The following is a 24,841-nucleotide window of genomic DNA, read 5'->3' as shown; positions in this document are numbered from 1 at the left end:
CGGTTCGGGGGCCGACGTGGGCCTTGGGTGCGGCGGCCTCGGGCTCGGCCTCGGGCCGACCGGCCCCGAGCTCGGCCGTCGCCTCGCCCGCGGTCCCGGACTGCCCGGGCTCGGCCTGCGCGTTCGTCCCGGCGTCGGGAGCGACCTTCGCCTCCGGCTGGGCCTCGGCGAGTGCAGCTTCGCTGCCGGTCTCCGCCTCGGTCGCGCGCGCGTCGTCGACGCCAGGCTGATGGGCAGCCTCGGCCCGGGTCTTCGGCTCGGCGTCGGAGTGTGCCTCGTCATCGGGTTCGGCTTCGCCGCGGGGGTTCGCGGCGGGCCCGGCGTCGGTGTGTGCGTCGGCCTCGTCCCGGGACTCCGCCTCGGCCTCCCGCGCATTCGCGGCCTCGTCCCGGGGCTCCGCCTCGGGGCCGGCTTCGGCCTTGGGCCGGGCGTCGGTTCCGGCCTCGGGCCGAGTAGCACCGGCAGCCGCCGCCTCGGCGCTCTCGAGCGCGTCCGCGGGGTCCGTCGGTTCGGCTTCCGCCTTCCGGACGGGGGTCTCCGCCTCGATCTCCGGGTCGTCCGAGGAACCGCCCGCCACCGTTACCGCCTTCATCCCAGCCCCGCCTTGCTGCTCACACCGTGCCGATACATGCGGCGAGACCCGACGGGGCCTCGCCGCACTGGTAGATGCCCCCGTCGGGTCACCCGTTCCGCGCGCTGGATCTTGTGACCGTTCGGTCATATTCGCTGAGTACGCCTACTCATGACCCCGCCCGCCCCACTGGCCGACCATGGGCCACATCGCACCACACCATCCGAACGGGGCCGTCCATGCTCAGCCGAATCGCCGCCGCCCTCGTACCCGCCTTCGGGCGGCTGACCGTCACCGCCGACCCCGGGGTGCGGACCGCCCCGGGCGCCATCCTGGTCGCCAACCACACCTCCCTCGCCGACCCGGCCGTCGTGGTCGCCGCCCTGCGCCGGTACGGGATCGAGCCGGTCATCCTGGCCACCAGCGGCCTGTGGCGCGTACCGCTGCTCGGTCCCGCCCTGCGCCGCGAGGGTCATATCGCCGTCCACCGCGGTACCGCCCGCGCGGCAGACTCCCTCGATGCCGCTGCGGTCGCCCTCGCCTCGGGGCGCAGCGTCCTGCTCTACGGCGAAGGCGGGCTGCCCGTACGCCGCGACGCCGGCGAGACGGCTCCGGGGCCGTTCCGAAGCGGCCTGGCCCGGCTCGCCGCCGCGACGGGAGCCCCCGTCGTGCCCGTCGGGCAGGCGGGTGCCCGACGCCTCTGTTCCGGGGGCAGCGCCAAGCAGCTCGCCGGAGTCGTCACCGCCCCTCTGCGCAGGCCCTGCTTCCACGTCCACATCGGCTCGGCGCTGCACCTGCCCGACCGCGTTCCGGAGGCGACGGACCGTGCCCGCCAGGCGGTCACCGCCGCCTGGCGGACCGCCGCCACCGCCCTCGGGGAGGTGGATGCGGGCACGGCGTGAGGCATGTCGGGCAGCCGATCGGAGCTCAGGGACGTGTCGCCGAGCCCGACACCGGCCACGGCGTGCGACCGTCTCCGCATGACCGAAAGCTCGGCACCTTACGAGTCCCCGGCGCGGATCACCGTCCTGGGGGTGCAACCCGCAAACCCACCCTTCCGCATCGTGGAAGTCGACGGCGAGTTCATCGGCAGGGCGATGTCCATGACGGACGTGCTGCTGATCGCCGCGGAGGCAGGGATCGTGATTCACGACCTCGACGACCTGGACGTGGTCCGGTGGATCGGCGGCGGCAAGTTCACCTGGACCACCCCTTAGGCCGTGGGCCTAGCCGGTGCTGTGGCCGAGGACCGCATGGGCCGCGACCTCGTGGTCGGTGTCCGTGTCGATGACGGACACCACGACCGGGCTGCTGCCCGTGGGTCCGCCGGCCGTCGCGCGCAGCCGGTAGCGCTCGACGCGGACGGCCTCACGGGCGAGCGGGCTGCCGCCGGTGAACTGGGACGGCGGTTTGGCGTCATTGGCGATGCGGAGGTCGGCCGGGCGCCAGCTGCCCGAGGCCGGGTCGAGGCGCTCCAGCCGGAAGCCCGGCCCGCTGCCCTGCGGCGTGCCGGGCTCGCCGACCAGGATCTCCATCTGGAGGGCGACCAGCAGGTGCCGGTACTCGGCGGTGTTGCCGTTGCGCAGGGTGACGGTGAACTCCTGCGGGGCGCCGCCCCGTACGAGGGCCAGCCGCCCGCCCCGGGTGTCGACCGCGACCGTGAGACGCGTCGGGGCGGGGGGCGGCGTCGCGGCCCGGGTCGGGCCCGGCGGGGAGGCAGGGGCCGACGGCGAGGCGGAGGCGGGCACCGAGGCGGAGGCCACAGCCGAGCCCGAGGCGGAGGCCGACGCATCGGCCGACGCCGGCACGGATGCCGCGACGGAGGGGGAAACGGAGGCCGCCACCGGGTGCTCGGCCGCCTCGTCCTCGCACCCGGTGGCGCCCGCCAGCAGGACGGCGGCCACGGCAGCCGCGCTCAGGGCCCTGCGGGGGCCTCGGGATGCGGGCATGAGATCGGTCCTCCGGGGTCGGCGTGGGCAGGAAGCTAGCAAGGTGACGCCCCCTGCGACGAGGTCGATCACGCCTCGACGCGACGACGGTTCGGTCACGGCGCCCGCCCGGACCGGTCCGGACCCACCCGGACCGGGCCATACCCGCGCCTTTCTCAGGGGAGCGGCTTCTCGAAGGCGAAGGCGGTCACGGCCATCCGCTCGCGGAAGTAGAAGCGGTGCGCGTCGGTGCGCTGGGTGCCGGATTCCAGGGTGAGGGCGGTGCAGCCCGCGGTCAGCGCGTGCCGCTCCAGGTGCCCGAGCAGCGCGTGTCCCACCCCGGTGGAACGGGCGGCGCCCGCGGTGACCAGGTCGTCGACGTAGAGCGATCGGACACTGGCGGTGTTGACGACGATCCGCCAGCCGGCGGCTCCCACGCACACGCCGTTCCCGTCGTACGCCGCGGTGAAGCGCAGTCCCTGGCCCTGTGCCTCCGTGAGGATCCGGAGGAAGAGCTCCTCGGTGAGGTGGGGACGGAGTTCGAGCAGCACGGGGAGCAGGTCGGCAGTGAGCCGCCCGTCGCCGGGCTCAAGGTCGATGATCTTCATGCGATGAGCGTACTGGGCGGTACGGGATGGCCTCCGGGCGAAGGCGTCGCGCGGTCGCGGCCGACGTGTCGAAATGGGAAGGACGGCTCCGACGTACCCGTACGAGAGGCTCCCGATCGAAATCCCGGTCCCGGAGCCGCGGCGCAGAACCGAAGGAGTGGCACCCCATGAAGTACATGCTGATGGTTCTCGGGAAGCAGGCCGACTACGACGCCATGGGCGGCGCCGCGAACAGCGACAGCCCCGCATGGTCCGAGGCGGACCTCAAGGCGATGTTCGACTACATGGGCGCCCTCAACGACGACCTCGCCGAGTCGGGCGAGTGGGTCGACGGGCAGGGCCTGGCCGACCCCCGCCACGCCCGGCTGGTCACCGCGGCCCCCGACGGCAGCCCCGTGATCTCCGACGGGCCGTACGGGGAGGCCAAGGAGGTGCTCGCCGGGTACTGGATCGTCGACGTCGCGGACTTCGACCGCGCCGCCGAGATCGCCGCCCGTGCCTACGCCTGCCCGGTCCCGGCCGGCGCTCCCAACTACCCGGTCGTCGTCCACCCCGTCGACAGCCGCTCGGGTGGGACCGAGGTGTGCTGACCACCCCCGACCCCGGACCCGCGCCCGCGGGCGAGGACCTGCTGCGCCGGCTGGCGCCGCAGGTCCTCGGCGCGCTCGTCCGCCGCTACGGGCACTTCGACGCCGCCGAGGACGCCGTACAGGAGGCGCTGCTGGCCGCCACCCGGCAGTGGCCCGAGGAGGGCCGCCCGGCCAATCCGCGCGGCTGGCTGATCCGTGTGGCCTCGCGACGGCTCACGGACCAGTTGCGCAGCGAGGAGGCCCGCAGGCGCCGCGAGGAGACGGCCGCCGCGCTGACCCCGCGCGACGAGTTCGTGGCTCCGCCGCCGGGGGAGGGGCGCGGCCCCGCCGAGGACGACACGCTAGCCCTGCTCTTCCTGTGCTGCCGGGCCGAGCTGGCCCCCGCCGGCCGGATCGCCCTGACCCTGCGCGCCGTCGGAGGTCTCACCACCGCCGAGATCGCCCGCGCCCTCCTGGTGCCCGAGGCCACGATGGCGCAGCGGATCAGTCGGGCGAAGCGGCGCATCAAGGCCTCGGAAGCGCCCTTCGGCATCGGGCCCGTCGGACCCGACAGCAGGTCCTACGGGTCCGAGGGGTCCGAAGGGTCCGACCCGGAGCAGGCCCGGGACCACGCCGAGCGGCTCTCCGACGTGCTCCACGTGCTGTACCTGATCTTCAACGAGGGCTACACCGCCACCTCGGGCGGGGACCTGCAGCGCGCCGACCTCGCCAGCGAGGCGATCCGGCTCACCCGCGCCGTCCACGCCCTGCTCCCGACAGACGGAGAGGTGGCCGGCCTGCTGGCCCTGATGCTGCTCACCGACGCCCGCCGCGCGGCCCGCACCGCACCCGACGGCAGCCTGATCCCCCTCGCCGAGCAGGACCGCACGCGCTGGGACCGCGCAGCCATCACCGAGGGAGTCGCCCTGGTCACCGACGCCCTCACGCGCACCCCGCTCGGCCCGTACCAGCTGCGGGCCGCGATCGCGGCCGTGCACGACGAAGCGGCGAGCGACCAGGACACCGACTGGGTGGAGATCCTCGCCCTGTACGAGCTCTTGATCCGCCTGGTCCCCGGCCCGGTGGAGCGCCTGGGGCACGCGGTCGCGGTGGCCATGGTGCACGGGCCGCGGCGGGCCCTGGCCCTGCTCGCGCGCCTGGACGAGGACGAGCGCCTGGCCGGCCACCACCGCCTGGAGGCCGTACGGGCCCACCTGCTGGAGATGGCCGGTGACCGGCCCGCCGCGCGCGCCGCCTACGCGAAGGCCGCCGGTCTCACCCTCAGCCTTCCGGAGCGCCGCTACCTACGGTTCCGGGCCGCCCGCCTCGCGCAATGACCCGCTACGACCCCGGTACGGGCGTCCGCATGACGGACACGGTCCACCGTTGTCGTACCTGGCCCCTACTCTTGATCACGTGAACCCGACCCCTCACGACCACCCGGTCCCCGAACGCTCCCTCGCCGAGATCAACGCCGACATCCGCTGCCTCTTCGCGCGCGCCGACGGGCGCCTCTCCGACGCGGAGCGGATCCGCCACGCCGCCCTGCTGGGCGAGTGGGCCTCGGCGATACGCGCGTCGGTGGTGCCGGCGGCGTAGCGCGCCCGGCCGCACGGCCCGGCCGCCCGGCTCAGCCCAGCCTGGTCCCGCCCCGCCCGGTCCCGCCCCGCCCCGGTCGTGTCGCACCGATGAATTCCACGGTCGGCGGCAGTCTTCCCTACGAGCATCCGCGCGGAGGAGAAGGTGGACCATGAGCGACCTGCACAGCCTGCTGGAGACCCAGGTCGGTGCCGGATCACTGGCCGGCGCCGTGGCCCTGGTGGCCCACGGCCAAGAGGTGGAGGTCGCCGCAGTCGGCTCCCTCGACTCGGCCGGCACTGCGCCCATGGCCCGCGACTCGCTCTTCCGCGTCGCCTCCGTCACCAAGCCCGTGACCGCCGCGGCCACCATGATGCTCGTCGAGGACGGGCTGCTCGCCCTCGACGTCCCGGTGGCCCGCTGGCTGCCGGAACTCGCCGAGCCGACGGTCGTCCGTACCCCGTCCGCACCGCTCGACGACGTGGTACCCGCCGGCCGCCCGATCACCGTCGCCGACCTCCTCACCTTCCGCGCGGGGTACGGCTTTCCCGCCGACTTCTCGCTGCCCGCCGTTGCCCCGCTGTTCGCAGAGCTGAAGCAGGGGCCGCCGCGGCCCCGGGACGTGGCGGCGCCGGACGCGTGGATGGCGGCCCTCGGACGGATTCCGCTCCTGTACCAGCCCGGCGAGGCGTGGCTCTACAACACCTGCTCCGACATTCTCGGGGTGCTGATCGCCCGAGCGACCGGACAGCCCTTCCAGGACGTGCTCGCCGAGCGCGTCTTCGAGCCGCTCGGCATGCGGGACACCGCGTTCGCCGTTCCGCCGGGGCAGCTCCACCGCTTCACGAGCTACTACCGGGCCGCCCCCGACGGCGCGTCCCTGGAGCTCGTCGACGCGCCCGACGGCCAGTGGAGCACCCTCCCCTCCTTTCCCTCCGGCGCGGGTGGGCTGGTCTCCACCGTCGACGACCTGCACGCCTTCTTCCGGATGCTGCTCGCGGGAGGCTCGTACGGGGGCGGGCGGCTGCTCGCGGCGGACTCGGTACGGCAGATGACCACCGACCACCTCACCGCGCCGCAGCGCGCGGCGGGCGCACTGTTCCTGGAGGGCCAGGGCTGGGGGTTCGGCGGTTCGGTCGACGTGGCCCGCCTCGACCCCTGGAACGTCCCGGGCCGGTACGGCTGGATCGGCGGCACCGGCACCGCCGCCCACATCGTCCCTGCCACCGGGACGGTCACCCTGCTGCTCACCCAGCGGGAGCTGACCGGCCCGGCCTCGCCCGAGGTGATGCGGGAGTTCTGGACCTACGCCGCCGCCCGCCCCGGCCTGTAGGCCGAAAGAGACGGCCTGCCTAGGTGTCCTGCCGATCAGGCCGCCCGTGCGCGGCGCGCGCCGCCCGTTCCCGCAGTCTGCGCTTGTCCGGCTTGCCCCGGGCGGTGAGTGGGATCGCCCGTTCCCAGAACACCACGGTGGGCCGGTGCGCCGGGGAGAGATCCTTCTCCACCAGGTCACAGGCCCCGGCAGCCTGCGCGGTACTCGGTTCGCAGCCCGCCGCGGGCACCAGGAAGGCGCACACCTCCTCGCCGGTGAGGTCGCTGTGCCGGCCCACCACCACGGCCTGCGCGACCGCGGGATGCCGGGCGAGCGCGGCCTCCACGGGCACGCAGTACACGTTGTCCCCGTGCACCATCACCACGTCGTGGACCCGGTCGTCCAGGTACAGGTAGCCGTCCGCACCGAGGTGCCCCACGTCCCCCGTCCGCAGCCAGCCGTCCCGCAGCACCTCGGCCGTCAGCCGGGGCCGGCCCCAGTACCCGGTCATCATCGCCGCCGAGCGGATCCACACCTCGCCCGTCCGGCCGGTCGCGACCGCCGCGCCCCGGCCGTCGCGCACCTCGACCTCCACCCCCGCGACGGGCCGACCCACCGACGCCAGCAGCTCAGGACGCCCCGACACCGCCGCATCGTGGTCGTCGGGGGTGAGCCGGCAGATCACCGCCGCCTCGTTCGTGGCGTAGCCCTGGCGCCAGCGGCCGCCCCAGCGGGTCACCGCCTCCCGCAGCCGTTCGGGGTGGACGGGCGAATCGCCGTAGGAGACCGCCTCCAGCCCGGGTACCCCGTGGGCGGTCGCCGGGTCGTCCAGCAGCCGGTACACCATCGAGGTCGTCAGGTACGTGGCCACCGGCGCCAGGCGCCGGCAGGCCGCCGCGAACTCCCCGGGCGCGAACGGATCGAGGATCTCCACGCGGCCCCCGGCCCGCCACTGCTCCAGGCACCGCCCGCCCGACCGCTGCGCCAGAGAAGTGACCGACAGGTACACCGATTCGGCCCACGCCGCGGGACGTACGGAGTTGCGCGCGGCCATCGCACCGAAGGTGGAAGCCACCCCTTTGGGCCGGCCCGTGGTCCCGCCCGTGTACGTCACCCGTGCGACGTCGTCCTCCCGGGCCCGTACGCAGACCTCCCCCGGCGCGTGGTCGGCGGCCCGGCGGAGCAGCAGGTCCAGGCCGAGCCGGGGCGCCCCGGTGTCGGGCGCCGGTACGTCGTGCACGACCAGGTCCGGGCGGCAGTCCCGCAGGATGAACTCCAGCCCGTACAGGGCCGGTCCGGCGAGTACCTGGGTCAGCCGAGCGCCCAGCAGGTGCGCGGCGATCCGTACCGGCAGGACTTCCGGCCGGTTCGAGCCCGTGACACAGGCCAGTCCGGAGCCGCGCCCGATCCCCGCCCCGGAGAGCACGCCGGCCAGCCGGCCGGCCGCGTCCAGCACCTCCTGGAACTCCAGGACGACCGGACCGGCGCCGAGCGCGGGCCGACCGGCGTACCGCTCCAACGCCCCTACCAGGGAGGTGACATACCGCGCGGCCGCCATGTGGGACTGCCTCTCCGCGCCGCTCCGGGACACCGGCATGATGGACGCCATGACGAACGAATCCCGTGCTCGTTCCTTCAGTTCCGCGGCCGCACGCTACGCCGCCCACCGCCCCGCGTACCCGCCCGAGCTCTTCGACACGCTGGCGGAGATGGCCGGCTTTGCGCTGGCCGGGGCACGGGTCGCCGACGTCGGCGCGGGGACGGGGATCGCCACTGCCCTTCTGGAGGCGCGGGGGGCCCGGGTGGTCGGCGTGGAGCCGGGGGAGGGCATGGCGCAGGAGTTCCGGCGCCGCAACCCCCACACGCCGCTGGTCCGTGCGGACGGCAACAGGCTGCCGCTGGCCTCCGGCTGCCTGGACCTGTTGACGTACGCGCAGTCCTGGCACTGGACCGACCCGGCCCACGCCGTGCCCGAGGCTCTGCGCGTGCTGCGCCCCGGCGGGGCGCTGGCGGTCTGGCAGAACGACCCGGACGTGGAGGTCGGCTGGATCGCGGATCAGCAGAACCGGATCGAGGAGCGGTTCGGCCCGGGCTGGTACATCAACGAGCGCGCCCTCTCGCAGGAGGGGCTGCGGTTCACCGACCGCCGCCTGCCGTGGTCGCGTCGCGTCCCGGTCGACACGCATCTGGCCAAACTGTCCACGCACTCCCTCTTCCTCATCGGCGAGCCCGGTACGGACGCCTTCCTGGAGGACGAACGCGCCCTGCTCATAAGGCGGTTCCCGGACGGCTGGGTGGAGGAGCACTACGTCGTCGAGCTGAGTGTGGCCGTTCGGGGCCGTGAGACGAGGTAGGGGGCTGTTCGGGTGAAGCAGCGCAACCTGCGGTCGCCCCGGCCGTTGATCAAGGTGCTTATCACCGTGCACTCGTGCGACAGAAGGACCACTGATGATCAAGAAGTTCATGGCCACCGCCGCCGCCACCGCGTCGATCGTCGGCGCGGGCGCGGCCATGGCCGCCCCGGCCATGGCCATCGGCAACGACAACGGGATCAACACCGTCAACGGCAACGGTGCTGTGCAGGCGTACGGCAACCAGAAGACCACCGGTGACCTGAGCCCGCAGCTCGGCCTGGTCCAGGGCACCCTGAACAAGCCCTGCATCGGCCTGCCGGCGAAGGTCAATGCCCAGTCGATCCTCGCCCTGATCAATGTCGGGGTCCAGGACATCAACGTCCTGTCCAACCCGCAGAACCAGCAGTGCACCGAGAACTCGACCCAGGCCAAGGGCGACGAGCCGCTCTCGCACATCCTCTCCAACATCCCGGTCCTGTCGGGCAACGTCTCGGCCGGCAGCTGACGCGGTCCCCTTGTGCGAGCCGGGGCCTCCGACGCCTGCGCGAGTGCCCACGGGGCCCCGGCTTGTTCCACCCGGATCCGCAGTTCCACGGATCCATCTCCTCCACCGGCGCGCGGCGGCCCGATCGGCCGCCGAAGTGGGCACCGACCGCCGTACGCCGCAGAGCCCCCTGCCCGACCGGGCCAGGGGGCTCTGTGCGTTCCGCGCGGTCCTGTCAAGACACGAATGTTCGAGCCATGACGCGCGGTGGTTCGATCATGCCCACTGGAACCTCCTGCTTCACCCGGACGGGGCGAGGCCCATCAGGCCCAGGAGGGCGAGTGGAGATGAACGCGGAATTCGCAGAGGTGGACCGCTGGGCGGCCTCCGGGCACGTGCACGGAGCACTGGACGGCCTCCACCTGGCCCGCACCGTCACGGAAGAGGTAAGGCGCACCGGAAAGCACTTCCTTCCGCAGCCCCTCCTCCACCGACTCGGCGACATCCACGACCGCCATGCCGTGGACCGGCGGCCCCTTCTCCAGGCCTTCCTCGATTGCATGCTCGACAAGCACGAGGGGCGCTACTGGAATCGGACCTACCTCTCCCTGCCGCTGCTGGAGCTCCTCCTGGACCCGTCGGACGATCCGGAGGGCGCGCCGGATCCGAACCGGATGGCCACGCTGCTCATAGCCGACGTCATACGCTTCGAGACCCGGATGGACGCCCCGTCCATGGAGCCCGAGGGTTCCGTGGACCGGGACCCGCCGGACCCGGTCACCCTGCGCAAGCGGCTGCGCCACGCCCTGCGGTTCGTCGCGCACGACCTCGGCGTACCGGGCGCCGACGACCTGGTGTCCCGGGCGGGCCACGTCCCCTGGTCCCGCTGGGCGGAGGTCGCCGACCGGCTTCCCCGGCCCACCGGCACGGAGGCGGCCCACTGGTTCGACGTGACGGTGCAGCCCGTGTACGTGCTGCACGACGAGTACTTCTTCATCCGGGCGCTCCAGGCCCACGAAATGATCTTCACGGCGATCGCGGCGGACGTACGGGAGGCGATCGGGGCGCTGCGCGACGGCCGCCTGGAGGCGGCGGCCGGCCATGTGGAGCGCGCGGCCGGTCTCTTCGACCGAGCCTCGGCGCTGTTCCGGATGGTCGCCACCATGCGCCCCGGGCACTTCTCCGCCTTCCGGCAGTTCACCCAGGGCGCCAGCGCGATCCAGTCGGAACAGTACAAGCGCTTCGAGATCCTGTGCGGCCTTCCGACCGCCCCGCGGCTGCGGTCGGAAGCCTTCACGAACGTCCCCGCCGTACGGGCCGAGGCCGAGGGCGACGGCCATGACACGGTGGTCCGGGCCTACCTCGACCTCCGCCGCTCGGCCCGGTTCACCGAGGCCGAGTGGAACCACTTCCGATCCGCGCTCGGCGGCCTGGAGGAGCGGCACCAGCGCTGGAAGTCGACCCATCGGAGCCTTGCCGCGCGCATGCTCGGCGACGTGCACGGATCGGGATACACCGCGGGCGTCCCCTACCTGGCCGAGTGCCTGGACAACCGACTGTTCTGGCAGCTCGGCGAGCAGCGCCGAGCGGGGTGCCCGACGGCTGCGACCGGCACGGGGGAGTGAGCCCGGGGGAAGGTCAGAAGGGGCGGGTCGGGAGGTACTTGCCGTCCAGGGTGATGACGGCGCGCTCACCGCCCTCGGGGTCGGCGACCTTCCTGACGTCCAGCTTGAAGTTGATCGCGCTGATGATGCCGTCCCCGAACTGCTCGTGGACCAGTGCCTTCAGCGTGGTCCCGTAGACCTGAAGCATCTCGTGGAAGCGGTAGATCGTCGGATCGGTCGGGATGCCGCCGGGGACGGACCCGCGGGTCGGGACCGTCTGCAGGAGCCGTACTGCGTCCTCGTCCAGGTCCAGCAGTTCGGCGACCGCCTTGGCGGCGGCCTCGGGCAGGGCGTGCTGACCCAGCAGGGCGGCGGTGACGAAGGCGACCGAGAGGTCGGCCGCGTCGGCCAGCTGCTGCCAGGAGAGGTCCTTGCGGGTCTTCGCGTCGACGGCGGTGACGGCCAGGGCCTGGCGGGCGGCGGGGTCGAACTGGGCGTGCAGCATGAAGGTGTCCTTCGGGAAGGGGAGGGGGAGGGGGAGGGAAAAGAGGGGAGAGAGAAGTGGGACGGGGTGGGGTCAGGCGCCCGTGGTGGGGCCTACCTCCGTCACACCGCCGGAGCGGATGTCGTAGACCCAGCCGTGCAGGGTGAGGGTCCCCGCGGCCTGTGCGCGGGCGACCGAGGGGTGGGTGGCCAGATTCGCGAGCTGGGCGCGTACGTTCTCGCGCACCAGGGCGGACACCCGTTCGGGGCCGGCGCCACCCGCCGTACGGGCCACCGAGGCGTCCGCATGGCGCAGCCAGCCCGCGACGGAGGCGGCGCCGCTCAGGTCGGTGCCCTCGGCCAGGGCGGTCATCGCCCCGCATGCGGAGTGCCCGCACACGACGATGCCGGTGACGCCGAGGACGGCGACGGCGTACTCGATACTGGCCGCCACTCCGTCCGCGCCCGGTGCGTGGGCGGGGACGAGATTTCCCGCGGTGCGGACGACGAACAGCTCGCCCGGCTCGCTCTGGGTGATCAGTTCCGGCACCACGCGGGCGTCCGAACACCCGATGAACAGGGTCGACGGCCGGTGCACCTCGGCCAGGTGGGCGAAGAGCTCCGCCTTGGCCGGAAACACCTCGCGCTGGAAACGTCCGACGCCGTCCGCGAGATCGTGCGGTCCGGGCATGGTCTGCAGGGTCTGCATGGTCACTCCCTCCTGGGATGTGCCCCGTGCGGGGCTTGACGTGTTCCACCATGCATGACCTGCATCTATTGTGTCCAAGACGCAATATCCATGTCTTCCATCGATGTCATCTATAGTCGTGTCCATGGCTCTGGAACTGCGTCATCTGCGCTATCTGATTGCCGTCGCCGAACACGGCAGCTTCACCCGCGCCGCCGAAGAGCTGCGGATCTCCCAGCCCACCCTGTCGCAGCAGGTGAAGCAGCTCGAACGCACCGTCGGTGTCCAGCTGTTGGACCGCAGCGGCCGCGCCGTGCGGCTCACCGACGCCGGTGCGACGTACGTCCACCACGCGCGCGGTGCCCTACGGGACCTGGCCGCCGCCGAGCGCGCCGTGATGGACCTGGCCGATCTCTCCCGCGGCCATCTGCGCCTCGCGCTGACCCCCACCTTCACCGCGTACCTCGTCGGCCCGCTCGTCGCCGGGCTGCAGAGCGCGCATCCCGGAATCACCCTGGAGGTCCGGGAAATGGCGCAGGACCGGATCGAAGCCGGCCTGCTCGCCGACGACCACGACCTCGGGCTCGCCTTCGAGGGGGCGCACCTGCCGGGGATCGCGGCGACCCCGCTGTTCATCGAGACCCTCGGCCTGGTCGCCGCCGCGGACGCGGAGCCGGGCCGGGGCCCGCTGCCCGTACGCGACCTCGCGACGCGCCGACTCGCTCTGCTCAGCGGGGACTTCGCCACCCGCGAGCACGTCGACGGCTACCTCGCCGCCCACGGCGTCCGGCCGCACATCGCGGTCGAGGCCAATTCCGTGCACGCCCTCACCGAGATCGTCCGGCGCACCACGTTGGCCACCGTGCTGCCCGACGCCGTCGCCCACGACCACCCGTACCTGCGCCCCGTACCGCTGGACCCAGCCCTCCCGTCCCGAACGGTCACGCTGCTGCGCCGGGAGGGCGCGTACGAGAGCGCCGCGGCCCGTGCCTTCACCGAGCTCACCGCCCGCCTGGTCCGGGAGCGCGGGTACCGCCCCCCGCTGCGCGCGCAGACGCAGGGGGAGGCGGCCGGGGCGGATCACTTGCCGGGGCACTCCCTCCAGGCCAGGTGATAGATGGTGTTGATGCTGCCGTCGGTGGAGTCCATCGTCATGTAGCTGGTGGACGAGGGGGACGAGGTGCCTCTGGTGACGCGCAGCTCGGTGTTGATGTTGAAGTTCCGCTGGACCCCGCACGGCGCCCAGACCAGTTGAGCCCAGTCGGTCACGTCGGTGGCCTGCCAGTTGTCCTCCTGCGGCCCGCTGAAGTTGTGGGTGCGGGCGGCGGTGTCCGGCGAGCCCTGGAAGTAGTACGAGGCCTTCTCGGTGGCCTTCGCGCCCGGCGCGAGCGAGGCGTAGCCGCGGTAGTCCGCGCTGGCGATCGCGTAGGTGAAGCCGTGGGGCACGTGCACGATCAGGCTGAGCTGGCAGTTCTTGCGCGCCGCGGTGGGCGGGGCGCCGCCGCCGACCTGTGCGAGGTACTGGCTGTAGGTCACGGTGAACGCGGTGTTGTCCTGGGACACGGCGACCTCGGCGGTGTCCTTGGGACACCCGGATCCGTTGACCGTGGCGACTTCGATCACGATGCGGTCGGGCGGCGGGTCCACGATGGTGGAGGGGGTGGTGTGCGTGGGGAGGGTGGCGGTGAGCAGGGCGCCGATCGCGCCGCTCACGAGGAATCCACCGGACATGGTTCTCCAATCCACTGCTTCGGTACCGGGCGGTGCGCAGGCGGGCATGCCTGTGCACCGGAGGGTGGGGGGTGCGGCCGGCCAGAGCGGGGCCGGGTCGTCACAGACCGGTGTGCAGGGTGGAACGGGGCAGGCCCAGGAAGGGGAATCTGGGCATGGCCCTGACAACTCCCGGTCGGTGAAGACCGGGTGCCCGAATCGTAGGAACCCCGGGCGGGCCCGACCAGGGCGATCTCCGGCCAATCGCACTCCCCGGCCCGGACCGGCCGGATCCGGACGGCGGGCCGGGGGCCGAAGAGCGGAATCAGGCCGCGGCCGGCCCGGCCAGTCGCTCGACGCGGGCCACGAACTCCGCGGGATGGAACGGCTTCGCGAGACAGTCGCTCACACCGGCCTCCAGTGCGTGCACGGTGCACTCCGGATCCGCGGGCGGCAGCGCGAGGATCGGCACCCGGCCGTGCTCGGGGTGCCGGCGGATCTCCTCGAACAGCGCCACCTCGTCCAGGCCCGGCCCGGTGCGCTCGCAGATCACCAGGGCGATCGGGCCGGCACTGCCCAGCAGGGCAACGGTGTCCCGCCCGCTCCCGCCGTCGACCACGACGAACCCCCGGGCCACGAGAAGGCGCTCCAGCAGGCCCCGCAGGGTGGTCTCCTTCGCCACGAGGAGGATCCTGCTCGGGGTGTCGCCGCTCATGTCGTGCCTCTTCATCCGTGTGGGGGTCCCGCAGAGCCTACGAGGCGGGGCGTGTGCACGCCCGCTCCGGGGCACCTCATCCGGTAGCGTCGATCCATGAGCACAGAGCCGCAGAGCTTCGAGATCCTGCTGGTGCCCGACCACATTCAGAACCTGCGCGGGGAGTCCGCGGCGGACCGGGCCTTGCGGTCGGCCGTGGTCGAGGCGACCGGCGAGCAGGGTGCCACGGGGTACCCCCGCTACCGCGGGCAGGGCGTGGAGGCCGACATCGACCCGAGCACGCGCACGGTCGAGGCCCTCCTCGTGGACGGCGCGGAGCTCGACTACGGGCTGATCGCCATGATCGCTCCCGAGCGGGGGCGCGGCGGCCGCTGAGCGGGCGCCCGGGGCGCAACCGGAGGAGCCGGCCGTCCTCGATGTCGGCCGGGAGCCGGCCGGCGCTGCCGCGTGCACGGTGGACACGGCACGAACGGGCCCGGCCCGGTCCCCGCGGTGCGGGGGCCGGGCCGGGCTTGTGCGGGGCGGGCGCTCAGGTGGCGTCAGCTCACCTGGACGGTGACGTCGTCCACGACGAAGGAGGTCTGGAGGGACTGGTCCTCCGTGCCGTTGAACTTCAGGGTGACGCTCTGGCCGGCGAACTGCGAGAGGTCGTAGGACTTCTCCACGTAGCCGGAGTTCGCGTTCAGGTTGGACAGGGTCTCCAGCGTCTGGCCGCCCACCGAGACGGTGAAGCGGTCGTAGACGACGTTCTCGCTCTCGTCCGTGTCGATGTGGAGGAAGAAGCCGAGCCGGTACGTGGAGCAGCCCGACGGGATGGCCAGCGTCTGGGAGGCGCTGTCCGTGTGGGTGGACCCGTACCCGTTCAGCCAGGCCTTGTAGCTGCCGCCGTGCGGGGTCTGGCCGGACTGGTTGGTGATGACGCCCGTGGTCGCGCTCCACGGGGTGGCACCGTTCTCGAAGCCGCCGTTGACCACCAACTGGCGGGGGGTGCAAGTGCCGCCACCGGTGACGGTGAGCGTGTAGGTGGTGGTGTGGCTGACGGTGCCGGAACCGGTGATCGTCAGGGTGTAGGTGCCGGGCGCGGTGCTCGCGCCGACCTGGACGGACAGCGCCGAGGAGCTGCCGGACTGGACGGAGGTCGGGCTGAGCGTCGCGGTCACCCCGGCCGGCGCGCCGGAGACGGAGAGGGCGACGGTCTGGGCGGCGCCGCTCACGGTCGAGGTATTGACCGTCGCGGAGGTGGAACCGCCGGGGGCCGCGCTGCCCGCGGACGGGCTGACGCCGATGGAGAAGTCCTGCGCGGGCGTCTCACCGCCGACGGCCTGCTTCCAGACGGCGTAGGCGACGCCGTCGGCGCTGCGGTTCAGCACCGTGGCGTTGATGTTGTTCGTCGTGTCGCAGGAGCTGTGGTAGCAGGGGTCGTAGGCGGCGTTGGCGGTGCCGCCCCACTTCGTGGCCTGCGCCGAGGCCTTACGGGCGCTGGCGCCGGCCGCGTAGCCGGAGGTGGGGATGCCGGCCTGCTGGAAGGAGTAGTCGTCGCTGCGGCCCTGGCCCTCGGTGTTCTCCTCGGGCGCCAGGTTCAGCGAGGTCCAGTACGCCTTGAGCGGGGCGGCGGTGACGGAGTTGACGTTGTTGATGAAGTAGCCGCCGTTGGTGGACCCGACCATGTCGAAGTTGTAGTAGCCCTTGATGGCGCTGCGCTGCGCGCTGGTCAGCTGGTTGACGTAGAAGCGGGAGCCGTTGAGGCCCTGCTCCTCGTCGGTCCACCAGGCGAAACGCACGTGCTTGGTCATCGTCGGGTTCTTCTGGGCGAGGACGAGGGCGTTCTCCAGCAGGGTCGCGGAGCCGGATCCGTTGTCGTTGATACCGGGGCCGGCCGAGACGCCGTCGAGGTGCGCGCCGAACATGACGGTTTGGTCGGCGGGACCGCCCGGCCAGTCTGCGATCAGGTTGTTCGAGGGGTAGGTGCAGGAGGAGCAGTTCTGCTCGGTGACGGTGTAACCGGCCGCCTGCAGCTTGCCCTTCACATACGCCAGCGACTGGGTGTAGCCGGCGCTGCCCGCACGGCGGTTGCCGCCGTTCTGGCTCGCGATCGTGCCGAACTGGGTCAGGTGCGCCTGCACGTTGGCGACGTTGATGTCCGGCGGGTCGTTGCCGGGCTGGGTTCCGCCGACGTTGAGTGAGTAGTCGACCGTGTGGGAGAGGGTCGTGCCCTGGCCCTTGACGACGACGGTGGACGCGCCGGGCGCCGCATTGGCGGTGGCGGTCAGGGTCAGCACCGAGGACTGGCCGGACTGCACGGTGGCCGGATTGAAGGAGGCGCTCACACCGGCCGGCACGCCGGACGCGGTCAGCGTCACCGACTGGGCGGTCCCGGTGGTGACCGCGGTGCCGACCGTGGTGGTGACGGAGGCGCCCTGCTGGACGGTGCCCGACGACGGGTTCAACGACATCGAGAAGTCGTTGTTCTGACCGCTCGGGGTGCAGGTCGGGTCGGCGGCCTGGGCGGGCACGCTGATGCCGTCCCACGCGGCCTTGGTCTTGTTGAAGAGGTCGCAGGTGGCGTCCAGCGACTTGGCGGAACTCAGCGTCGCCGTACGGTACTTCTTGTAGGACATGCTGCTGGTCTTGAGGAGCATGCCGCCGTAGAAGATCTTGCCGGCGTTCTGTGCGCCCACACCGGTGAGCGTGGTGCCGTTGCAGGTGCTGCTGTTCGGCTTGCCGCCGCCCGGGTTGGTGCCCTCGGCCAGCAGGTAGAACCAGTGGTTCAGGGGTCCGGCCGCGGCGTGTACCTCGGTGCCGGGTATCGCGGAGCTGTAGCAGGCCGGGTCGTTGTTGACGGCCGGCGGGTTGTACATGTTCCGGATCGGCCCCCGGCCCTGGAGGTTGATGACCTCGCCGACCGTGTAGTCCGGAGTGTCGTACGGGGCCGGCTGGTTGATGAAGGCCTCGGTCAGCGCGCCGAAGATGTCACCGGTGCCCTCGCCGAGCCCGGCCTCCTGGCCGCTGGTGCCACCGGGGGTGTTCGAGTCGATGGCGTGCCCGTACTCGTGGGCCACCACGTCCACACCGGCGATCCACTCGTTGGCGCTGTTGCGCCCGATGGTGACCGAGCTGCCGTCCCAGTAGGCGTTGAGGTCGCTCAGGCCCACCTTGGCGGGGAAGCTGCGCCCGTTGCCGCTGATGCCGTTGCGGCCCAGCCACTGCGAGAGCATGTCCCACTGCTTCTGCGCGGCGAACATCAGGTCCACGCAGCCGGTCTCCTTGCTCGTGGGGTTGCCGGTGCCCCAGGAGTCGGAGGACTTCGTGAAGACCGTGCCGGTGCTGTAGTCCGCGCAGCTCAGGCCGGTCCGGTTCGGGTCGCGAAGCGTGTACGTGGAGCCCGAGTTGGTGGTGTCGATGGTGAGCGGGCCCGGCCCGTTCCACTTGCTGTTGCCGGTGCCCGCGACCACCTCGTCGTAGCTGTCGACGAAGGCGCCGGTCCGCGCGTCCACGAAGACGTGCAGCCTGCTGGGCGCGGTCTTCGTACGGCCGCTCAGCACGGTCTCCCAGGCCAGTACCGGCTTGTCGTCCTCGAGGCGGACGACGAGCCGGCTGCTCTCGACCTTGTCGACCGAGACCAGCCTGGCCCGGGAGGTGGACTCGGCGTCCTTCGCGGAGACCGACGCCCTGGTGGAGACGTCGATGCGCACGGAGGAGGCGGACTGGAGCGCACGCACCTTGCCGCTGCCGTCCGCAAGGACGACCGCGTCGCCGCCGACGACCGGCAGGCCGCGGTAGCTGCGTTCGTACGAGACGGAATAGAGGTCCTTCACCCAGGGGGTGACGAGGCGCCGTTCGTACTGTTCCTGGGCGGAGTTGACCAGGGAGTCGAGACCGCTGTCGACGGCCTGGTCGGCGGCCGCGACCGCGCGTGCGACGGGTGTGTCCTTCTGGGACGGGGAGGGCTGCGCCTGCTGCGCCGCCGATGCCGTCCCGGCGAGGGCGCCGGCGAGGCTCGCGGTCAGCGCCATCGCTGCCACGGCCGCCGTCCATCTGCTGGGATGCAACGTCCACTCCGATCGTGGGGGGTGGGGGGTGGGGATGAGTGCTCGTTCGCGGCCGAGTATGAGCGTGAACATGACGAGATTGGGACATCCCGGCAGGCATAAGGTCCGCGTTATGGTGCCGCGGCGGTCCGGCTCGTACGCTGCCCGGATGCAGCTGGAGTTGAGGCATCTGCAAGCCGTCTGCCGGATTGCGGAGGCGGGCAGCCTGGGGGGCGCGGCGCGGCGGCTCGGGGTGTCCCAGCCCGCACTCTCCGCCCAGCTGCGCCGCATCGAACGGGTCACCGGGGGCGAGCTGTTCTTCCGGGGCCGCAGCGGGGTGGAACCCACGGCGCTGGGTCAGTTCGTGCTGGCCAAAGCCCGTCGCGTGCTCAGCGAGATGGACGCGCTGGGGGCGGAGGCGCGCGCGATTGCGGCCGGCAGCCCGCTGCGCCTGGGCTGCATCATGCTCGTCCTGCTCGACGGCCTCCTCGCCCAGACCGACCTGTCCATGTCGGGCCGGGAGATCGCCGTGGACCTGGAGGACTCCGTCACCGTACTGGCGCGGATGCTCGGCGCCGGGCGCTACGACGCCATCGTGTACGGGGAGGTCAACGACCACGAGGTGCCGCTGCCGGAGGGAACCCTGGCCCGGACGCTGATCCCGAAGGAGCCGTTCTGCATCCGGCTGTCCGCACGGCACCCGCTCGCGGCTCAGGACCGCATAGAACTGGCCGACCTGGCCGGGGAGTCGTGGATGACCCTGGTCGAGGACGACGACGGCGGCCCCGAGGCCCTCGTCACGGCCTGCGCGAAGGCCGGATTCAGCCCCTCACTGCGTTACCGGATCACCGACCGCAAAATGCAGCACGACCTGATTGCGGCAGGCCGCGCGGTCGCCCTCACCCAGCCGACGGCCCCGCCGGGGGAGGGGACGGTGATGCGCCCGCTCGTCGGCACCCCCATCATGGGCCGCATCCGTCTCGCCTGGAGCCGTGCGGCGCTCTCCGCCGGGCAGGCGGAACTGCTCTACCGGGCCGCGGCCCGCGCCTACCTGGCCAACGTGGACAACAACCCCTTCCACAAGGAGTGGTGGGACGCCCACCCGGAAGTGCATCCGGCCCTCGACTGACCGGCGGTGATGCGCGGGGCGGATCGGTGGATCAGCCGCGGCGGTGGGCCGTCAGCAGCAGGTACTCCCACTCCATGACCCCGTCCACGGTGTGCTCGGCGGCCAGCCCGTCGAGCGCCGCGTCCAGCTCGGCGACCAGGTCCGGATCGTCGCCGACGGCCCGGTAGACGGCGACGGTGGGCCCGTAGCAGGCCTTGAAGAACTCCCGGAAGTCCGTGGGTCCCGTGAAGCGGTCCACACGGACCGTCCGGCGGCGGGCCTCCACGTCGGTCACCGCGTCACCGAGCAGCTCGTGCACGTGTTCCTCGTCGCCCCACAGCGGGGGCGGCTGGACGCCGGGCGGCGGCGCGGGAGCGTAAGGCTTCATGGTGGCGAACAGCTGGCCCACGAACCCCTGCGGGGTCCAGTTGATCAGCCCGACCGTGCCGCCCGAACGGCAGACGCGCAGCATCTCCTCGGCGGCGGCCAGGTGGTGAGGGGCGAACATGATGCCGACGCAGGACATCACGACGTCGAACTCGCCGTCCGCGAAGGGCAGGTGCTCGGCGTCCGCCTCCCGCCACTCCAGGCGGGCGTCGCGTACGGCGGCCAGGTGCCGGCCGATCTCCAGCAGCTCCGGGGTGAGGTCGGACGCGATCACATCGGCCCCGGCCAGGGCGGCCGGAATGGCGGCGTTCCCCGAGCCCGCCGCGATGTCGAGCACCCGGTCACCGCGCTGGACGCCGCACTCCTTCACGAGCACGGCACCCAGATCCGGAATGACGTGCGAGGCCACCGACTGGTAGTCGCCCAGCGCCCACATCGCGCGGTGCCGGGCCTTCAGGGTGCGGTCCGCCTGGGCCGCATCGCTCGCCTCGGTCATGACAGCCGTCCTCCAGGCTCGGAGCAACCCCTTCTCCGAGCATAGGGACGATCCGCGGTCCCGGCCCCTCGGCGGCTTCAGTCGCGGGGCGCCGGGCCGCCGAAGTCGCGCGCGAACCCCTCGCGGAAGCCGGGCCGCTCCAGAGCCCGCTCGAAAGCCCGTGCGGCGCGCGTGCGTGCGGCCTCGTTCTCCTGGGTGGTGGCGAGTTCGGCGAGGTACGCGCGCAGGCTCAGCCCGCGGTCCGCGGCGAGCACGGCGAGGCGGTCGTGCACATCGGTGTCGACCTCGACGGTGGTGGTGTCGGCCATGCTCCGAGTATGGCCGCCCGGTGACCTGGTGGGGGCCCGTTCGGGAGCCAGGCCGGGAGAAGGGCCGTCAGTTCTTGCCCATCAGCGAGTTCCCGGGCGCCAGGACCTCGGCGATGCGACCGGCGATGGTCTGCGCCGTGTTGTCCCCCGGGGCCTTGGGCCCCACGGTGGTGGAGACCGCGATGGCGAGGCGCTCGCTCGGGAGGTACGCCTGGATGGCCGCGTACCCCGCGAACGAGGGGTTCGACTGGATCCAGCCGTTCTGGACGATCACGCCGTAGCCGAAGTGCCGGGCCGGAAGCTGGCGGAAGCAGTCCTTGGCCGGGCAGCCGGGGGTGTTGCCGCCGAGGCCCACGGTGCCCGGGTCGAGCTGGACCTTGAAGCTCTGCGGCGAGAGGAGCTCGCCGCTGCCCACGGCCTCGGCCGAGCGGGCCAGGTCGCAGATGTGGGTGGTCAGGACCGCGCCGGGGGCGGTGGTCCAGGAGGGATTCCAGAAGGTGGACTCCTCGTACCTGCCGCGCTCCGCGTCGAAGGAGTGCAGGACGGGCTCCTCGATCTGCGGCGTGAAGCTGTTGACCGTGTTGTCCAGGCCGGCGGATCCCGTGATCTGCTGTTCGATCACCTTGGCCAGCGGCATACCGGCGATCTTCTCCAGGGCCTGCCCGAGGAGTACGAAGTTCGCGTGCGAGTAGCTCCAGCTCGACCCCGGCTCGTACCAGAGGGGGTGGGCGGCGGAGATGCCCACCAGCTCGGCGGGAGTCCACTGACGGAACGGGTCCGCGTACAGGGCGGCGACGAACTTCGGGTCCGGCACGTAGTCGCGCAGGCCCGAGGTGGAGGCGCCGAGCATGCGCAGGGTGATCCGGTCGGCGTGCGGGGCATCGGGAAGCCAGCGCGAGATCGGGTCGTCGAGGGCGGCCTTGCCGTCCTCGACCAGTTGCAGCATGGCGATGCCCATGTAGACGATGGCGACCGAACCGGCCCGGAAGTGCATGTCCGCCGTGGCCGGGACCCCCGTCATCGACTCGCCCAGCGCGCCCGTGACGACTTCCCGCCCGTCGCGCGTGACCCGCAGTACGACGGCGTTCAGATCCAGTTCCTTCTGGGCCGTCCTGGCGATGTCCATGATCTGCGCGGCTTCGCCGCCCGAGGGCGCCGGGGACGCCGCGCAGGACGCGGGCGCGGACCCCGCGCCGGTCGCCGCCCATGCGCCGCCGGCCGGCAGGACGGTGCCGAGCAGCGCGGTGGCGCACAGCAGAGCCGTCCGGGCGCGGCCCGGGTGCGCGGTCATGACTCCGGTCATGGTGATCTCCTGCCGCGAAGAGCCCTCGGGACGAGGCCCACCCTTCGATGGAACGCCCGCCGGCCGGGTTGGGCCAGCCGGCGTAACACCCGTCGCCTTGCGCGCAGATCCGGAAGGGACGGCTCAGCCGGCCCAGCGGCCCGTGAGGAAGGTGAGGGCGACCACGGCCGAGAGCGGACCCACGACGTACAGGTAGGCGGTCTGGATCCGGGGGCGCCGCTGGCTCCAGGAGGCCAGGGCGATCCACAGCGGCCACCACAGCAGGGTGGAGCGGGGCACGGAGGTGTACCAGTAGGAGGTGCCCAGGGCCCACAGGGTGAGGCCGATGTACAGGGCCTCGGGCCAGCGGCGCGCCCGTACCAGCAGGGCCAGGAGTACGACGCCGACCAGCATGGCCAGGAGTTCTGCCTGCCACATCAGCGCGTACCCGGTGGCCTGGGTGTGCCCGAACCCGGCCTGCCAGGTGTTCGCCCAGGCCTCCCACGGCGCGTGGAAGTCCCGGTACCAGCCACGTTCCTGGGCGTGCTTCCAGGCCATCCAGTCCCCGGTCCGCGTCTGCAGGTACCAGCTGTAGAGGAGCGGCGCGAGGGCGGGCAGCAACAGCCACGGGGCCGCGCGCCAGGCGCGGCGGCTGCGGGCGGTCAGGACGAAGTGGAGGACGAGGGCGGCCGCGAGGAACAGGCCGGTGATGCGGACCGAGCAGGCCAGGCAGGCCAGCACCGCGGCCGCAGGCCAGTTCCGGCGCTGCGCCGCCAGCCAGGCGGGCAGCGCCAGGGCGAGGAAGAGGGCCTCGGTGTAGCCCGCGGCGAGGAACACGGCGCACGGCGAGAGCAGCAGGAACGCCACCGCGCGGCGGCCCGCGTCGAGGTCGGGCAGGTGGTGGCGGGCGATGCGGGCGAGGGCCAGGACGGCGACGCCTCCCGAGAGGAAGGAGATCAGCGCGCCGGCCGCGGCCCAGTGGGGGACGACGGTGTGGACGGCGCGCAGGGCGAGGGGGAAGCCGGGCAGGAACGCCTCCCGGTTGTCCCAGCCCGCAGTCCAGGGTCCGGCCAGGTCGGGGAAGTAGCCGTCCTGGGCTATGTGGAGGTAGTGCCACCAGTCCCATTGCTGCCAGGCCGAGAGCGGCGAAGCGGCCCGGCGGGTCTCGCTGCTGCTCGGGAACAGCCACCCGACGGCGCCGGCGGTGGCCCAGATGCCGATCCGGGTCAGCAGGTAGAGCCACAGCACCTCGCGGTCGCCCGGGTCCAGTCGCAGGAGCGCCGGGCGGGCACGGCCGGGGCGGCCGAGGGTGTCGCGCACGGGCGGCCGAGTCGTGGACGAGTCGGGAAGCTCGGCCGGCCGGCTGGGGGTGGAAACAGGCATATCGGGATCTCCTGGCCGTCTGAAGGCGTGCGGAGTCACCGGCCGTGGTGCGGGCCGGTGTCCGCGGGCGGTGTGCTGCGGGGAGAGGCGAGAGGGGGAGGTGGAAGAGGGGGGTGGGAGCGGGCCGGTGCTACCGGGGCGGCTGGGTGGGAGTGGGGGACATGCCCGGCTCCGTGCTCCCGGTGGTGCTGGACGGCGGCGCGGTGTTGCGCGGCGGTGTCATGCTGCTGTTCGGCAGCGCCGAGGTACTGCGCGCCGGGGCCGTGGTGTTGCTCGGCGGTGCCATGGTGTTGCTCGCCGGGGGCGGCGCGGACGTGGGGGACGGCGCCGCCGGGGAGGGAGTCGTCGCCGGCAGGGTCGGGCCCGAGTCACCCGGGAGGAACGCGGACAGGGCCGCCCCGGATCCGGCGAGGACGAACAGGCAGGCCGCGGCGATGCCGACGATCCGGCGCCGCCGGTGCCGTTCCCCGCGCCGCTCGATGAGGGAGACGGGCGGGGTCGTACTGGCGGACTGCCCGGCCGAGGCAGCCTCCTGGAACAGGGACCGCAACGGGTCGTGGGGGTCAGGCATCGGGAGCCTCCTCAATGCGCGGGTCCTGCAGATGACGGGAGAGCGTGACCCGGCCCCGGGACAGGTGGGTCTTGACCGTGCTCGCGGAAAGCGAGGTCTCGGCGGCGATCTGCTCGACGCTCAGATCGCACACGTAGTGCAGCGCCATGGTCCGGCGCTGCTTCAGAGGCAGTTGCCGCAGCGCCTCGACGAGTGCCACCGCCTCCGGGCCCGGACCCTCCACATGGCCGGCGGGCGCCGTGCGCTGCCAGGCGTCGGCGGCGCGCCGCCGTCCGCGCCAGCGGCTCACGGCGAGTCGCCAGGCGACGGTGCGGATCCACGCCTCGGGCCGGCCGTCGCGGTCCAGCTGGCGTCGACGGCCCCACCCCCTGACGAAAGCCTCCTGCACCACGTCCTGCGCCTCGTGGTGGTCGCCGAGCATCACGTAGAGCTGTCCTGTGAGCCGTCCCGCCGCTTGCGCGTAGAACTCCTCGAACTCCTCGATGGTCAAAAAAATCGCTCCCGAATCCTTGTGTCCCTCTCACCGGGCATACGCCCGCCGCACCGCATCCGGTCGACACCGGACGACGATTCGTTGTGTGAGTGCCGTCACAGGGGGCCGGGGTACTTCATCGTGGCGGCGGCCGTGGCGAGGGAGGGCGGCGGCGCCCCGGGCCACCGGGTGATGCGGGTCC

General features: G+C 72.6%; 26 protein-coding genes and 1 pseudogene. 12 read left to right on the top strand and 15 right to left on the bottom strand.

Annotation, left to right across the window (positions count from 1 at the left end; genetic code table 11):
* A pseudogene (locus IE257_RS05225) lies at window positions 1-592 on the bottom strand (hypothetical protein); the annotation flags it as partial.
* A 218-nt stretch (window positions 593-810) separates the two neighbouring features.
* Here IE257_RS05225 and IE257_RS05220 point away from each other — a divergent pair.
* Both IE257_RS05220 and IE257_RS05215 read left to right on the top strand, forming a co-directional pair.
* Complete coding sequence (locus tag IE257_RS05220; protein WP_189965176.1) at window positions 811-1,473, top strand: lysophospholipid acyltransferase family protein; 663 nt, start codon at window positions 811-813, stop codon at window positions 1,471-1,473.
* Between the two features lie 78 nt (window positions 1,474-1,551).
* On the top strand, window positions 1,552-1,788 hold the full coding sequence (locus tag IE257_RS05215) for a hypothetical protein (protein WP_189965174.1): 237 nt from the start codon (window positions 1,552-1,554) through the stop codon (window positions 1,786-1,788).
* A 9-nt stretch (window positions 1,789-1,797) separates the two neighbouring features.
* Here IE257_RS05215 and IE257_RS05210 read toward each other — a convergent pair whose 3' ends face one another.
* Window positions 1,798-2,520 carry a hypothetical protein gene (locus tag IE257_RS05210; RefSeq protein ID WP_189965173.1) on the bottom strand — a complete coding sequence of 241 codons (723 nt, stop codon included), beginning with the start codon at window positions 2,518-2,520 and terminating at the stop codon, window positions 1,798-1,800.
* Between the two features lie 155 nt (window positions 2,521-2,675).
* Window positions 2,676-3,107 carry a GNAT family N-acetyltransferase gene (locus IE257_RS05205; RefSeq protein ID WP_189965171.1) on the bottom strand — a complete coding sequence of 144 codons (432 nt, stop codon included), beginning with the start codon at window positions 3,105-3,107 and terminating at the stop codon, window positions 2,676-2,678.
* 167 nt (window positions 3,108-3,274) lie between these two features.
* On the opposite strand from IE257_RS05205, the gene IE257_RS05200 reads away from it, so the two are divergent.
* The 4 genes from IE257_RS05200 (at window position 3,275) to IE257_RS05185 (ending at window position 6,587) form a co-directional block, all read left to right on the top strand.
* Window positions 3,275-3,697, top strand: a complete 423-nt coding sequence (locus IE257_RS05200; RefSeq protein WP_189965169.1) for a YciI family protein — start codon at window positions 3,275-3,277, stop codon at window positions 3,695-3,697.
* Window positions 3,691-5,013 (top strand): RNA polymerase sigma factor, encoded by a 1,323-nt coding sequence (locus IE257_RS05195; protein ID WP_229920134.1) that lies wholly within the window; start codon window positions 3,691-3,693, stop codon window positions 5,011-5,013. The genes IE257_RS05200 and IE257_RS05195 overlap by 7 nt, the downstream gene beginning before the upstream one ends.
* Window positions 5,014-5,092: 79 nt before the next feature.
* Window positions 5,093-5,275, top strand: a complete 183-nt coding sequence (locus IE257_RS05190) for a hypothetical protein (protein WP_189965167.1) — start codon at window positions 5,093-5,095, stop codon at window positions 5,273-5,275.
* Window positions 5,276-5,426: 151 nt separating this feature from the next.
* A complete protein-coding gene (locus IE257_RS05185; RefSeq protein ID WP_189965165.1) occupies window positions 5,427-6,587 on the top strand; it encodes a serine hydrolase domain-containing protein in 1,161 nt (386 codons plus the stop codon).
* 19 nt (window positions 6,588-6,606) lie between these two features.
* On the opposite strand, the gene IE257_RS05180 is transcribed toward IE257_RS05185, so the two are convergent.
* The gene (locus IE257_RS05180; protein WP_189965163.1) at window positions 6,607-8,175 is read right to left on the bottom strand and encodes an AMP-binding protein; all 1,569 of its coding nucleotides are present in this window, start codon (window positions 8,173-8,175) and stop codon (window positions 6,607-6,609) included.
* Between IE257_RS05180 and IE257_RS05175 the strand changes: the two genes are divergently transcribed.
* The 3 genes from IE257_RS05175 (at window position 8,174) to IE257_RS05165 (ending at window position 11,029) form a co-directional block, all read left to right on the top strand.
* Window positions 8,174-8,920, top strand: coding sequence for a class I SAM-dependent methyltransferase (locus tag IE257_RS05175; protein ID WP_189965161.1), 747 nt, complete (start codon window positions 8,174-8,176; stop codon window positions 8,918-8,920). The genes IE257_RS05180 and IE257_RS05175 overlap by 2 nt on opposite strands.
* Before the next feature lie 94 nt (window positions 8,921-9,014).
* Window positions 9,015-9,425 (top strand): rodlin, encoded by a 411-nt coding sequence (locus IE257_RS05170; protein WP_189965159.1) that lies wholly within the window; start codon window positions 9,015-9,017, stop codon window positions 9,423-9,425.
* A gap of 326 nt (window positions 9,426-9,751) precedes the next feature.
* Window positions 9,752-11,029: a tryptophan 2,3-dioxygenase family protein gene (locus IE257_RS05165; RefSeq protein ID WP_189965157.1), complete on the top strand. Its 1,278-nt coding sequence runs from the start codon at window positions 9,752-9,754 to the stop codon at window positions 11,027-11,029.
* 13 nt (window positions 11,030-11,042) lie between these two features.
* Here the strand turns inward: IE257_RS05165 and cynS are convergent, their stop codons facing one another.
* Together cynS and IE257_RS05155 are read right to left on the bottom strand one after the other, a co-directional pair.
* Window positions 11,043-11,513, bottom strand: a complete 471-nt coding sequence (cynS, locus tag IE257_RS05160) for a cyanase (protein WP_189965155.1) — start codon at window positions 11,511-11,513, stop codon at window positions 11,043-11,045.
* A gap of 72 nt (window positions 11,514-11,585) precedes the next feature.
* Window positions 11,586-12,200 carry a carbonic anhydrase gene (locus tag IE257_RS05155; protein WP_229920133.1) on the bottom strand — a complete coding sequence of 205 codons (615 nt, stop codon included), beginning with the start codon at window positions 12,198-12,200 and terminating at the stop codon, window positions 11,586-11,588.
* A 124-nt stretch (window positions 12,201-12,324) separates the two neighbouring features.
* Here IE257_RS05155 and cynR point away from each other — a divergent pair, with 124 nt between their 5' ends.
* The gene (cynR, locus tag IE257_RS05150) at window positions 12,325-13,293 is read left to right on the top strand and encodes a transcriptional regulator CynR (RefSeq protein ID WP_189965154.1); all 969 of its coding nucleotides are present in this window, start codon (window positions 12,325-12,327) and stop codon (window positions 13,291-13,293) included.
* Here cynR and IE257_RS05145 read toward each other — a convergent pair.
* Complete coding sequence (locus IE257_RS05145) at window positions 13,260-13,910, bottom strand: DUF4360 domain-containing protein (protein ID WP_189965152.1); 651 nt, start codon at window positions 13,908-13,910, stop codon at window positions 13,260-13,262. The genes cynR and IE257_RS05145 overlap by 34 nt on opposite strands.
* Window positions 13,911-14,214: 304 nt before the next feature.
* Window positions 14,215-14,604, bottom strand: coding sequence for a response regulator (locus IE257_RS05140; protein ID WP_189965150.1), 390 nt, complete (start codon window positions 14,602-14,604; stop codon window positions 14,215-14,217).
* Between the two features lie 96 nt (window positions 14,605-14,700).
* On the opposite strand from IE257_RS05140, the gene IE257_RS05135 reads away from it, so the two are divergent.
* Window positions 14,701-14,979 (top strand): hypothetical protein, encoded by a 279-nt coding sequence (locus IE257_RS05135; protein ID WP_052871489.1) that lies wholly within the window; start codon window positions 14,701-14,703, stop codon window positions 14,977-14,979.
* Between the two features lie 164 nt (window positions 14,980-15,143).
* Here IE257_RS05135 and IE257_RS05130 read toward each other — a convergent pair whose 3' ends face one another.
* Window positions 15,144-18,617: a M28 family peptidase gene (locus IE257_RS05130; RefSeq protein ID WP_189966154.1), complete on the bottom strand. Its 3,474-nt coding sequence runs from the start codon at window positions 18,615-18,617 to the stop codon at window positions 15,144-15,146.
* Window positions 18,618-18,801: 184 nt separating this feature from the next.
* On the opposite strand from IE257_RS05130, the gene IE257_RS05125 reads away from it, so the two are divergent.
* On the top strand, window positions 18,802-19,761 hold the full coding sequence (locus IE257_RS05125) for a LysR family transcriptional regulator (protein WP_189965148.1): 960 nt from the start codon (window positions 18,802-18,804) through the stop codon (window positions 19,759-19,761).
* A 31-nt stretch (window positions 19,762-19,792) separates the two neighbouring features.
* Here the strand turns inward: IE257_RS05125 and IE257_RS05120 are convergent, their stop codons facing one another.
* The 6 genes from IE257_RS05120 to IE257_RS05095 form a co-directional block, all read right to left on the bottom strand.
* Window positions 19,793-20,623, bottom strand: a complete 831-nt coding sequence (locus IE257_RS05120) for a class I SAM-dependent methyltransferase (protein ID WP_189965146.1) — start codon at window positions 20,621-20,623, stop codon at window positions 19,793-19,795.
* A gap of 77 nt (window positions 20,624-20,700) precedes the next feature.
* Window positions 20,701-20,931 (bottom strand): antitoxin MazE7, encoded by a 231-nt coding sequence (locus IE257_RS05115; RefSeq protein ID WP_189965144.1) that lies wholly within the window; start codon window positions 20,929-20,931, stop codon window positions 20,701-20,703.
* Window positions 20,932-20,998: 67 nt separating this feature from the next.
* Window positions 20,999-22,234 carry a serine hydrolase domain-containing protein gene (locus tag IE257_RS05110; RefSeq protein WP_229920132.1) on the bottom strand — a complete coding sequence of 412 codons (1,236 nt, stop codon included), beginning with the start codon at window positions 22,232-22,234 and terminating at the stop codon, window positions 20,999-21,001.
* A gap of 123 nt (window positions 22,235-22,357) precedes the next feature.
* On the bottom strand, window positions 22,358-23,596 hold the full coding sequence (locus IE257_RS05105) for a mannosyltransferase family protein (protein WP_189965142.1): 1,239 nt from the start codon (window positions 23,594-23,596) through the stop codon (window positions 22,358-22,360).
* 130 nt (window positions 23,597-23,726) lie between these two features.
* Entirely contained in the window at window positions 23,727-24,167 is a 441-nt protein-coding gene (locus tag IE257_RS05100) for a hypothetical protein (protein ID WP_189965140.1), read from the bottom strand.
* Window positions 24,160-24,657 (bottom strand): SigE family RNA polymerase sigma factor, encoded by a 498-nt coding sequence (locus tag IE257_RS05095; RefSeq protein WP_189965137.1) that lies wholly within the window; start codon window positions 24,655-24,657, stop codon window positions 24,160-24,162. The genes IE257_RS05100 and IE257_RS05095 overlap by 8 nt, the downstream gene beginning before the upstream one ends.
* Window positions 24,658-24,841 lie beyond the last annotated feature (184 nt).

The sequence above is a fragment of the Streptomyces avidinii genome, assembly GCF_014650695.1.
Taxonomy (GTDB): domain Bacteria; phylum Actinomycetota; class Actinomycetes; order Streptomycetales; family Streptomycetaceae; genus Streptomyces; species Streptomyces avidinii.
The sequence above is the reverse complement of the archived record's forward strand: the minus strand, read 5'-3'. Positions and strand labels throughout refer to the sequence as shown.

Coding starts and splice junctions, on each gene's coding strand:
- IE257_RS05165 (WP_189965157.1), top strand. CDS start 9,752: ATGAACGCGGAATTCGCAGAGGTGGACCGCTGGGCGGCCTCCGGGCAC.
- IE257_RS05140 (WP_189965150.1), bottom strand. CDS start 14,604: ATGAGCGGCGACACCCCGAGCAGGATCCTCCTCGTGGCGAAGGAGACC.
- IE257_RS05105 (WP_189965142.1), bottom strand. CDS start 23,596: ATGCCTGTTTCCACCCCCAGCCGGCCGGCCGAGCTTCCCGACTCGTCC.
- cynR (WP_189965154.1), top strand. CDS start 12,325: ATGGCTCTGGAACTGCGTCATCTGCGCTATCTGATTGCCGTCGCCGAA.
- IE257_RS05180 (WP_189965163.1), bottom strand. CDS start 8,175: ATGGCGTCCATCATGCCGGTGTCCCGGAGCGGCGCGGAGAGGCAGTCC.
- IE257_RS05200 (WP_189965169.1), top strand. CDS start 3,275: ATGAAGTACATGCTGATGGTTCTCGGGAAGCAGGCCGACTACGACGCC.
- IE257_RS05135 (WP_052871489.1), top strand. CDS start 14,701: ATGAGCACAGAGCCGCAGAGCTTCGAGATCCTGCTGGTGCCCGACCAC.
- IE257_RS05210 (WP_189965173.1), bottom strand. CDS start 2,520: ATGCCCGCATCCCGAGGCCCCCGCAGGGCCCTGAGCGCGGCTGCCGTG.
- IE257_RS05175 (WP_189965161.1), top strand. CDS start 8,174: ATGACGAACGAATCCCGTGCTCGTTCCTTCAGTTCCGCGGCCGCACGC.
- IE257_RS05120 (WP_189965146.1), bottom strand. CDS start 20,623: ATGACCGAGGCGAGCGATGCGGCCCAGGCGGACCGCACCCTGAAGGCC.
- IE257_RS05145 (WP_189965152.1), bottom strand. CDS start 13,910: ATGTCCGGTGGATTCCTCGTGAGCGGCGCGATCGGCGCCCTGCTCACC.
- IE257_RS05115 (WP_189965144.1), bottom strand. CDS start 20,931: ATGGCCGACACCACCACCGTCGAGGTCGACACCGATGTGCACGACCGC.
- IE257_RS05155 (WP_229920133.1), bottom strand. CDS start 12,200: ATGCAGACCCTGCAGACCATGCCCGGACCGCACGATCTCGCGGACGGC.
- IE257_RS05215 (WP_189965174.1), top strand. CDS start 1,552: ATGACCGAAAGCTCGGCACCTTACGAGTCCCCGGCGCGGATCACCGTC.
- IE257_RS05185 (WP_189965165.1), top strand. CDS start 5,427: ATGAGCGACCTGCACAGCCTGCTGGAGACCCAGGTCGGTGCCGGATCA.
- IE257_RS05170 (WP_189965159.1), top strand. CDS start 9,015: ATGATCAAGAAGTTCATGGCCACCGCCGCCGCCACCGCGTCGATCGTC.
- IE257_RS05125 (WP_189965148.1), top strand. CDS start 18,802: ATGCAGCTGGAGTTGAGGCATCTGCAAGCCGTCTGCCGGATTGCGGAG.
- IE257_RS05100 (WP_189965140.1), bottom strand. CDS start 24,167: ATGCCTGACCCCCACGACCCGTTGCGGTCCCTGTTCCAGGAGGCTGCC.
- IE257_RS05110 (WP_229920132.1), bottom strand. CDS start 22,234: ATGACCGGAGTCATGACCGCGCACCCGGGCCGCGCCCGGACGGCTCTG.
- IE257_RS05130 (WP_189966154.1), bottom strand. CDS start 18,617: ATGGCGCTGACCGCGAGCCTCGCCGGCGCCCTCGCCGGGACGGCATCG.
- IE257_RS05205 (WP_189965171.1), bottom strand. CDS start 3,107: ATGAAGATCATCGACCTTGAGCCCGGCGACGGGCGGCTCACTGCCGAC.
- cynS (WP_189965155.1), bottom strand. CDS start 11,513: ATGCTGCACGCCCAGTTCGACCCCGCCGCCCGCCAGGCCCTGGCCGTC.
- IE257_RS05220 (WP_189965176.1), top strand. CDS start 811: ATGCTCAGCCGAATCGCCGCCGCCCTCGTACCCGCCTTCGGGCGGCTG.